The organism is Pyrobaculum sp. (assembly GCF_049971835.1).
GTDB lineage: Archaea > Thermoproteota > Thermoprotei > Thermoproteales > Thermoproteaceae > Pyrobaculum.
Genome location: NZ_JBMFKV010000099.1, coordinates 1 through 8,033, shown reverse-complemented (window position 1 = coordinate 8,033; position 8,033 = coordinate 1). Strand labels below are relative to the sequence as shown.

Here is an 8,033-nt window from a genome sequence, read left to right as displayed (position 1 = left end):
CAGGCTCCTTAAGCCTCTTCTCTGCGCCCTCCGTCGTCGTTGGCGGTAGCACGATGACGGGATCGCCGGGCTTCCAGTCGGCGGGGGTGGCGTAGCCGTACATGAAGGAGAATTGAACTGCGTCGATGACTCTCAGTATCTCGTCGATATTCCTGCCATTGGTGTAGGGATAGGCGGCGAACCACGCCAGCTTCAAGTCGGGATCTATCAAGGCAACGACCCTCACTGTGAGGGTTTGGCCCGGCGGCACGGCGTTGAAGATGCTGGCCACCTTCATATCCACGTCGGCGATTATGGGGAACGGAACCTTGACGCCGAAGGCCTGCTCAATCTGCCTCTTCCATTCTATGTGGCTGTAGTTTGTGTCGACGCTGAGGCCCAGCAACTCGACGCCCCTCTTCCTAAACTCCTCGTACTTCCTACTGAACGCAACGAACTCCGTGGTGCACACCGGCGTGAAGTCGCCTGGGTGGCTGAAGAGCAACAGCCACTTACCCTTGTAGTCTCTGAAGCACTTCTGGCCGTGGTCTGTGTTGAAGCACAGATCCTCCGGGATCTTCATTCCGAGGTATGGACCCTTTATCTCTGTCATGTCTCTACTGCTGAACATGTATTTTTAAGTATTTCTACTCCGAAACAACTTCTAACAACACTAAATCGAAGAAATCGTGCGGACTGCGCTAACCGCTCGTGGAGAGCCGCAGGCATTGTAGCGGCATACAGAAAAGCAAGGCCAGACTAGGACGGCGCCCGGCGTACGCGTTGCCTCAACACGCCCCAGTTGGCGTCTATGCGCCCTGCCCCTCCCGCCTGGCGGTTGCCAGCCCCGCGGCTAGGGGCTTTACCTCCTCTGGGCGTATCCCCCTGGGCATTGTCAGTATAATCACCATGGCCATGGCGCCGAACAGCATGTAGCCAAGCCACACCGGGTCGAAGCCCACCACGGCGCCCACTTCGTATTTGTATATATCGAGGAGGCGGTATATCACTATAAATATAAACACGCCCTCCACCACTCCGCGGCTGTTGCCCATGCCTCCCATCACCATTATAAGCCACGGGTAGAAGGTAAAGGTTATCCTCTCGAAACCCCTTGGATGCACGGCCCCCACGTAGAGGGCGTAGAGGAGACCCGCCACAGCCGACACGGCGCCGCCGATAGCCATGGTCCACGCCCTCAGCACCGCGGGGTCCCTCCCCAGCACGGAGACCAGTTCAGGATCTTCCCTATGTATTCTCAAAATCCTGCCAAAGGGCGACTTGTCCAGCCTCAGTAACAGGGCGTACGCGGCGGCCGCCACGGCGGCTGACACCAGCGCGGCCCCGATTGCCCTCGCGGCGCCGCCTCCAAAAAGCCTCTCGTATATCGGCGGCGTCGCCACGCCTAGAGTGCCGCCTACAAGCGGCTCGTAGTTGAGCCCCACGTAGTAAGCCACGTCGCCAAAGGCGAGCAACGTAATCGCCAGGTAGTCAGCCGACAGCCTCCTCGCCGGCAGAGAGGTGAGGGCGCCCAGCGCCGCGCCCACCAAGGCGCTGGCGGCCAGCCCCATGAGTAGGAGGAGGGCGGCTTGGGGTTGTGATAAGCCTCTCGCGAGGGCAGACACGGCGGAGGGGTTGTCGGCCACGTAGTCGTAGTTAAGGCCGGCTATCCACAACGCCACCCTCCCCACGACGCCGCCGGCGATGTAAGCGCCGAAGGCAACGGTGAGCACCCTGCCGAAGTTGGGGATGCCGGCGATGCCAGCCTCTAGGTTAAGTGAGAGGGTAATGAGGAGATATACAGATATGTCAACCACTGTCGTGAGTAGGTAGCTAGCCGCGTCGCGTCCAGTGGCCCACACAAGCGCGACGCTGGCCAGATACGCTATGAGTCCGACGTAGGGCCTCATCTCCCCAACAGGCCCCGGGGGGAGATAAGCAACGTCACGGCGATCGCAAGGAGAGGCACCAGCGGCCTGTAGGCGGTGACTTGGTACTGGGGGACCCCAAACAAGAGGTAGAGCAGGCTGGCGAACTGCACAGTCCCCAGCACCTCCACAAAACCCATCAAAACTCCCCCAGCCAAGGCCCCGTAGATATTGTTAAGACCACCCACTATACTCGCCGCGAAGAAGCTGGCGAGTAGCAACCACCCTACGTCCGGCGTGGCCTCGATGTAGAGCGGCAGAAAGACCCCGGCTATCCCCGCCACGGCGCCCGCTATGGCCCAGGCAATGGCGTACATCCTCTCCACATTTATCCCCAGAGACTTGGCCAGCTCCTCGTTCTCCACGGCGGCCCTCAAAGCCGCCCCCACCTTAGTCTTGAGAAAAAGGTGTAGAGCGGCCGAGGTGGCGACCGCGGCTAGCGGCGCCAGGAGGTAGACCCCGGGTTGGCCCCCTATGGAGACGTCATACGGCATCAGGGTAATCCCTCTTGTAAATATACCGTACGTCCTCCCGGCCCAGTCCGCATAGGCGTTTAAGACGCCTATAAACACGATGTTATAGGCCATGGTGGCCATCATCATAACCTCCGGCGAGCTCTGCCGCCTGTAGAGAGGCAGGAGGAAGAAGTACAGCCCCAGCGCCGCGGCGGTGGACAGCGCAACGGCGAGGGGCAGTGCGACGTACGGCGCGGTTTTGTAAATCTGCGCCACCGAGAGAGCTGAGACCACGCCGATGTTAATAAAAACGCCATGGGCAAAGTTGGGCACCTTCGTGGTCAGATAGGCGAGCGTCAAGCCGATTGAGGCCAGCACTAGAATAGAGGCGTACACCACGGCGTCCGCCACCTCCCTAGGCCAGAAATACCAAGAGACCGCCACCCACGCGGCGAATACGCCCCCCACTAGGTAAATTATTTTCATAAAGCCGAGACTAGACCAGCTTTTAAAAACTTAAAAATACAGCAAAACATCCAAGCATGAATAAGACGGTGATGGGAATAATCATAGCTGTTGTTGTAGTGGCAGTGGCGGCGCTTCTCTACTACGCCAGCGCCCCGCCTCAACAAACCACAACGCCCAGACAGACACCCCCAGCCACCACCTCCACAGCGACGACGCCCCCCACCGCAACCACTACACAGACAACGGCAACCACGTCGCCAACGGCGACGTCCACCACGTCAGCCGCGCCTAGCTACAAGTGGACACTTATCGGGATGTACATAGCGGCCGACGACAAGGTGGTGAAGGGACAGCCCCCCGCGCAACAGCCCCCCTCCGGCTACCTCACCCCAGTCATAGTCGACGTCAAGCCCACCGAGGCGCCGAACGTCGTCGAGATCGGGGTGTTGCAACCTCTCAGTGGGCGCCTCGCCTCCCTAGGCGAGCTGGCCGCCGCCGCGGCTAGGCTGGCGGAGCAAGACGTAAACGCATATCTGACCAAGATAAACGCTACTTTTAGAGTTAGAGTAGTGGTGGCGGACACGGCGGCCGACCCCACAAAGGCCCTTGACCAGATGAAGGCTCTCCACAGCAGAGGCGTGAAGTTCTACGTAGTGAGGACCTCAGGCGAGGTTAGGACCATGAAGCCCTACGCCGACGAGAACAAGCTGGTCACAATATCCATATCCTCCACAGCGCCGGCGCTTGCGATACCTAACGACTACATATTCAGACTCCCGCCAGACGACAACAAACAGGTGAGGGCCATATCTAAGATTCTACAGGACGCGGGGGTGAAGGCCGTCGTGGTGATATGGCGCAACGACGACTGGGGCAACGGCCTCGTTAAGGGCCTGGAGTCCCTAGCCCAGTCCAGAGGCTTCGAGGTGGTCCGCGCCGCGACTTACGACCCCCAGAAAGGCGAGTTCTCCACAGAGGTAAGCGTCTTGGCCCAGAGGGTTAGAGACGCCGTGTCTAAATACGGCGCAGATAAGGTAGCCGTCGCCGCCTTTGGATTCGCCGAGTTGCAGACCATATTCATCACAGCCGCCAAATACCCCGAGCTGAGGCAAGTCAAGTGGTACGGCGCAGACGGCTCCACCGGACTCAAAGAGCTGTTGGTCCCCGACGCCGCTGAGTTCGCCGTGGCAGTAGGCGGGTTCGTCAGCCCCAAGTTCGCCCCGGCCCGCAGCCCCTACTACGACAGAGTCCGCAACTACATACTCCAGAACTACAACAGAGAGCCAGACTCCTATGCATACAACGCCTACGACGCCATCTGGCTGATCGCATACTCCATACTACAAGCCGGCACCACAGACACCCAGAAGATACAGCAGATATTCCCCGAAGTCGCCGGCAGGTACTTCGGCGCCTCTGGATACACCAAGCTAAACGAGGCGGGGGACAGAGACAGCGCCGATTATGAAATCTGGGCCATTACTAAGAGCTGAGCGGATAGTCAAGCGCTTCGGCGGAGTCAAGGCCCTCGACGAGGCCACCGTCGAGGTAAAACCAGGTTTTTTCACCCTCCTAGCCGGGCCAAACGGCTCGGGGAAGACGACACTCATAAACGTAATCACCGGCGTAATCCCCCCAGACGGGGGGAGGATATACTACGGCGGGAGGGATATAACAAAGGCGCCGCCCCACGAGCGGAGGAGGCTCGGCATATTCAGAACCTTCCAGACCCCCCGCATTGCTCATAGGCTCACCGTCCTAGACAACGTGGTGGTGGGCCACCTCCAGCGGGAAAGGCCGACCCTCGGCGGGTGGCAGAGGGGGGAGAGGGAACTCGCCGAGAGGGCCCTCCAGTTGCTGAAACTAGTGGGGCTAGACCACATGTGGGACAGGCCCGCGGGGGAGCTCAGCGGCGGCCAGATGAAGCTACTTGAGCTGGCTCGGGCGGTGATGTCCGGGGCGGAGGTTCTCCTACTAGACGAGCCGGCGGCGGGGCTAAACCCAAGCCTCGCCCTAGACCTCTTCAAGAGGCTCAGAGACCTGGCCAAGAGCGGCGTGGCGCTTCTAGTCGTGGAGCACCGGCTCGACCTAGCCATAGACTACGCTGACTACGCCTACTTCATGCACGAAGGTAAAGTAGTGCTCGAGGGGCCGCCCCAGCAAGTCTTCGCAAACCCCCTAGTAGCCCAGATATACCTAGGGGAATGATCGCCGCGAAATCCCTCAACGCGGGCTACGGAAAGTTGCAGATACTCTACGAGGTGGATTTCGAAGCTAGGCCCGGCGAGATAACCGCAGTCGTGGGGCCAAACGGAAGCGGCAAATCCACCCTCCTCAAAGCCATAGCAGGAATCGCAAAGATATTCGGAGGCCACGTCTACATAGGAGACAGAGACGTCACCAAGATGCCTGCACATGAACGGGCCAGGCTCGGCCTAGCCTACCTACAGCAGATAAGAAACGTCTTCCAAAACCTCACGGTGCTAGAAAACCTCAGAATGGCCGCCTACACTCTAGACGCTGAGAGGTTCAGAGACAAGCTGGAGGAGGTGCTGGAGATAGTCCCCATAAAGCCCTACCTAAACAGACCAGCCCGCGAACTCAGCGGAGGCTGGAGGCAGATGGTGGCCGTGGCGATGGCCTTGATGAGAGACGCCAGATACTTCCTATTCGACGAACCCACCGCCCAGCTATCCCCCAAATTCGCCGCAGACATCCTAACCCTCATCCAGAAACTCAGAGACATGGGCCACACCATAATACTCGCAGAGCAGAACGCCAAAAAAGCACTGGAAATCTCCGACAAAGCCTACCTACTGGTATCAGGACGCGTAAACTACACAGGACCCGCCGGCGACCTACTAAACAACAAAGAGCTAGGCAGACTCTACCTAGGCCTAGTCAAGCCGTGACTAGATATCTATCGGCGACTCTCGGACTCGCAATATACCTATACCTAGCCCTGGCCGTAGCCACCGGCGAGCGGGGTCTTCTCTCAGCTTTACTAGCGGCCCTAGCCGCTCTCGGCTACAGCATCTACATAAGCAAAACACACAACTACAGAGTAGGGAAAGTACTATGCAAGCTATCCAATCGGCGATACATTTGCCTTACGCTACTGATCATGATACTGGCTTTCGCAACCGCTGTATACAGCTCCATAAATAACTACGCTCAGATATTCCACATAGTCAACACCCTCAATCACATACTTGGATACGCACTTCTCACCTTCATGATTAGCTTCTTTATGTGTATCATATCAGAACACGAAGAAGAGACACAGCGCCACAAACAACAAACCTCCACCAAGCCGCCTTCAGACACCCGTGAGGATAATTAACGCAACGAGAAGCAGAAGGTGTGGCGCCCCGGCCGGGATTTGAACCCGGGTCACGGGCTCGACAGGCCCGCATCCTAGACCAGACTAGACTACCGGTTGGAGCGGCCGGCAAGCCGCGGCTCCCCATGCCTCGTGCGGGGCTGTATTGCCTAATTTGGTTGTTTATAAGCTTTTTGTGTCGTGTGTTAGCTGAAGCGTCTGTGATCTCCGCGGGACTCCATCATTACAATAGCACAGCGGCTTTTCTTATCGACTAGTACAATAAACTCTGCCATAAGATGGTCGTCACTTTCAGCCGATCTTACGCCCGCTCTTCAAGATTTCAAGTATGCTGAGGTGCTTCTTCTTTATCTCGTCTTCACTACCGCCTAGCTTTGTGGAGTATAGGTGAAGCGTGGCGTTGGAAAAGATCTCCCTAGCCCCCTCTAGATCCCACTTTAATTCAAACCACTTACCTGTCTTACCAACTTTAGCATATATGGCCACTGGCGTCTTGTTGATAGCTTGGAGAATCCCAAGTACTAGCGCCGCCTTGTGAATGTGGCTCATTCTTAGCGCATCCCCCTCCTCTGTGGACGACTCACCTATGGCCAATCTCACGTCATTCCCAATTGTCCCATCTCCTACTATCGTAGCGGTTATAAAGTCGGCAACAGCCCTATTATTTCCCTCCTTAGCCCATAGATACGCCATTATCCACGGTAAAAATAATCTACTCACTAAGCGATGTCCAAATATCTTATCCTCTAGAGCGCCACCTTCTTCTATGTATCTTTTCAATGAAGTGTACATGTCGGCGGCTACTTTACTAGGCTCCACTTTTCTCAACTCGTCAGCCCCTCTTCCACTGGCTTTTTCTCGTAATAACTTCATACCATTCCTAACAAGCTCCTTAACCTCCTCTGTGCCACCTTCCCTAAGCCACCTCAACACACGGCTATACTCAGAAACTATTTCAGAGGATAGCTTTACCTTGACTACCATCTGTGGTCTCTCGCCCTTGTCCGTGTGTATAAACCCCCCTATGTAGAAGTGTTTAAAGCCAGCTAATTTCACGAAAAGCTCGACCAACCCCAGTTGCGTCGTAGTTACTCTCAAAGATCTACTGTCTTTGTCAAAGGAAAAATCTGTTGCAATAAAGCCCATAAGCGCTGGCAAGTTGTATATTCTCCCTATCTTTTCAATTTCTTCATTAAGAATTTCCTTTAGTTTAATACGTATAATCTTATTTGTCTTTTCAAGAACTTCTTGTTCTACTCTTGCGACGGTCTCTTCTAGCCTTCTTTGAAGATCTTCAACAGCCAAGCCAGGTGCCAGCTTGACACTTGGCTTAACTTTTTCAACATATCTTTGTCCATAGCTGGCGTATCTGCTATAAGCTGTGTAGGGCGCCACTCTTAATAAATGTACGAGCTCACCATTATAAAAGGCACCCGCCACAGCCTTCGCGTAGGCTCCACCCCTCATCAGCGTATGAATAACAGCCATGCCCTTCTCAGCCACAGTAACACCACCATATTGAGAAAGCTCATCTCTATTAGCGTTAGCCAAAGTCTTAGCTCTCTCCTCATCAAGCTCTAATTGTTTAATCACCTCGTCGATAAACTGCCGTATATTTGACGGACTGCCCTCCAGTTTCTCCCTCAGCCTCTCAAGACCTCTTCTCACGTCGTCAAGCTCAAGTCTTAGCCACCTCTCCGCCTCTCTCCACCCCTCTTGCAGATACACCTCAACCGCCCCCTTAAGAGCATGGGCAACTAGCATAGCCGCGATGTGTTTAGAGCCCAGTGCTGTGTCTTCATCAAGCTTTACACCTTTTAAATCGCTTGTCCTCACGGCTTCATACAGCCTCTTAACCTG

General features: G+C 55.9%; 8 protein-coding genes and 1 tRNA gene. 4 read left to right on the top strand and 5 right to left on the bottom strand.

Annotation, left to right across the window (positions count from 1 at the left end):
• The 3 genes from ACP5J3_RS09080 to ACP5J3_RS09070 form a co-directional block, all read right to left on the bottom strand.
• On the bottom strand, positions 1-592 hold a 592-nt coding region (locus ACP5J3_RS09080), incomplete at its 3' end, for a peroxiredoxin (protein WP_428495394.1).
• Positions 593-788: 196 nt separating this feature from the next.
• On the bottom strand, positions 789-1,889 hold the full coding sequence (locus ACP5J3_RS09075) for a branched-chain amino acid ABC transporter permease (protein ID WP_428495393.1): 1,101 nt from the start codon (positions 1,887-1,889) through the stop codon (positions 789-791).
• Complete coding sequence (locus tag ACP5J3_RS09070) at positions 1,886-2,848, bottom strand: branched-chain amino acid ABC transporter permease (protein WP_428495392.1); 963 nt, start codon at positions 2,846-2,848, stop codon at positions 1,886-1,888. The genes ACP5J3_RS09075 and ACP5J3_RS09070 overlap by 4 nt, the downstream gene beginning before the upstream one ends.
• Positions 2,849-2,904: 56 nt before the next feature.
• On the opposite strand from ACP5J3_RS09070, the gene ACP5J3_RS09065 reads away from it, so the two are divergent.
• From ACP5J3_RS09065 to ACP5J3_RS09050, 4 genes are read left to right on the top strand one after another with little or no spacing between them, the layout of a single operon-like run.
• Positions 2,905-4,323: an ABC transporter substrate-binding protein gene (locus ACP5J3_RS09065; protein WP_428495391.1), complete on the top strand. Its 1,419-nt coding sequence runs from the start codon at positions 2,905-2,907 to the stop codon at positions 4,321-4,323.
• The gene (locus ACP5J3_RS09060) at positions 4,295-5,038 is read left to right on the top strand and encodes an ABC transporter ATP-binding protein (protein WP_428495390.1); all 744 of its coding nucleotides are present in this window, start codon (positions 4,295-4,297) and stop codon (positions 5,036-5,038) included. The genes ACP5J3_RS09065 and ACP5J3_RS09060 overlap by 29 nt, the downstream gene beginning before the upstream one ends.
• A complete protein-coding gene (locus ACP5J3_RS09055) occupies positions 5,035-5,742 on the top strand; it encodes an ABC transporter ATP-binding protein (RefSeq protein ID WP_428495389.1) in 708 nt (235 codons plus the stop codon). Before ACP5J3_RS09060 ends, ACP5J3_RS09055 begins: the two co-directional genes overlap by 4 nt.
• The gene (locus ACP5J3_RS09050; protein WP_428495388.1) at positions 5,739-6,173 is read left to right on the top strand and encodes a hypothetical protein; all 435 of its coding nucleotides are present in this window, start codon (positions 5,739-5,741) and stop codon (positions 6,171-6,173) included. Before ACP5J3_RS09055 ends, ACP5J3_RS09050 begins: the two co-directional genes overlap by 4 nt.
• A 21-nt stretch (positions 6,174-6,194) precedes the next feature.
• Here ACP5J3_RS09050 and ACP5J3_RS09045 read toward each other — a convergent pair.
• Positions 6,195-6,293: transfer RNA gene (locus ACP5J3_RS09045), tRNA-Asp, on the bottom strand.
• Between the two features lie 171 nt (positions 6,294-6,464).
• On the bottom strand, positions 6,465-8,033 hold a 1,569-nt coding region (locus ACP5J3_RS09040; protein ID WP_428495387.1), incomplete at its 5' end, for a hypothetical protein.

Coding starts and splice junctions, on each gene's coding strand:
- ACP5J3_RS09065 (WP_428495391.1), top strand. CDS start 2,905: ATGAATAAGACGGTGATGGGAATAATCATAGCTGTTGTTGTAGTGGCA.
- ACP5J3_RS09070 (WP_428495392.1), bottom strand. CDS start 2,848: ATGAAAATAATTTACCTAGTGGGGGGCGTATTCGCCGCGTGGGTGGCG.
- ACP5J3_RS09055 (WP_428495389.1), top strand. CDS start 5,035: ATGATCGCCGCGAAATCCCTCAACGCGGGCTACGGAAAGTTGCAGATA.
- ACP5J3_RS09075 (WP_428495393.1), bottom strand. CDS start 1,889: ATGAGGCCCTACGTCGGACTCATAGCGTATCTGGCCAGCGTCGCGCTT.
- ACP5J3_RS09060 (WP_428495390.1), top strand. CDS start 4,295: ATGAAATCTGGGCCATTACTAAGAGCTGAGCGGATAGTCAAGCGCTTC.